Source organism: Lamprobacter sp. (assembly GCF_034860625.1).
Taxonomy (GTDB): Bacteria; Pseudomonadota; Gammaproteobacteria; order Chromatiales; family Chromatiaceae; genus Lamprobacter.
The window spans coordinates 1-909 of the sequence record NZ_JAYESN010000633.1 but is presented as its reverse complement, the minus strand read 5'-3'; the positions used below and the strand labels follow the sequence as shown (position 1 = coordinate 909).

The 909-nt window shown below is 63.9% G+C and carries 1 protein-coding gene; it reads left to right on the top strand.

Translation table 11 applies throughout. From position 1 onward, the window contains the following. Window positions 1–165 precede the first annotated feature (165 nt). Window positions 166–909, top strand: a 744-nt coding sequence (locus tag VBE63_RS30390) for an ABC transporter transmembrane domain-containing protein (RefSeq protein ID WP_323686685.1), incomplete at its 3' end; no start/stop codon positions are given.

Here is a 909-nt window from a genome sequence, read left to right as displayed (position 1 = left end):
AAGAGCGTCGGCTACGATCCGAACAAGCTGCAACGCGTGCCACAACAGCGCGGTTGAACAGGCTGGCTGCTCAAGCTGGCCATTCACGCTCGCTACTCGAGCAGACGCTGAGAATTGCTACAATCCCGGACCTCTCTTGCGACTCATTCCCGGAACCCACCTCGTTTGACTGCCCCCCGCACCCTGCTGGATGACCAAAAGCCGCTCGCCTCACGCTGGCTGCGGCTTTCGGTCGGACTGGGCCTCGGTAACGGGGTGCTGCTGATCCTGCAGGCCTGGCTGCTCGCCCAGATTATTAACTCAGTGGTCTTTGATGACGTCGGCTTAGCCGAGGTTGTTCCCTGGCTCTGGCCCCTGCTCCTGCTCTTCGCGGTGCGCGCAGGCATCGCTTGGGCCTCGGAGCAGAGCGCCTTCCGTGCCGCGGCGCAGGTCAAGATCAGCCTGCGCGATCGGCTTTATCGCCATATCCAGGCCGCCGGCCCAGCCTGGATGGCGGGACAGCGCAGCGGCGCCATCGCCGAGGATCTGACCCGCGGCATCGAAGCCGTCGAGGCCTATTACTCTCGCTATCTGCCGGCGATGTCGCTGACCGCGCTGATCCCACTGGCGATCCTGATCGTGGTGCTGCCGCTAGACTGGCTCTCGGCGCTGATCATGCTGGTGACCGCGCCATTGATCCCGGTGTTCATGATCCTGATCGGCAGCGGTGTCGAGCGGCTGAATCAGCAGCTCTGGAAGGAGCTGGCCCGGATGGGCGCGCATTTCCTCGACGTGATCCAGGGCATGACGACGCTGAAGCTGTTCAACGCCAGCCGCCGCGAGGCCGAGGTGATCGCACGCATCTCCGAGGATTATCGCGCCAGCACCATGCGCGTGCTGCGTGTTGCCTTCCTGACCTCGGCGGTGCTT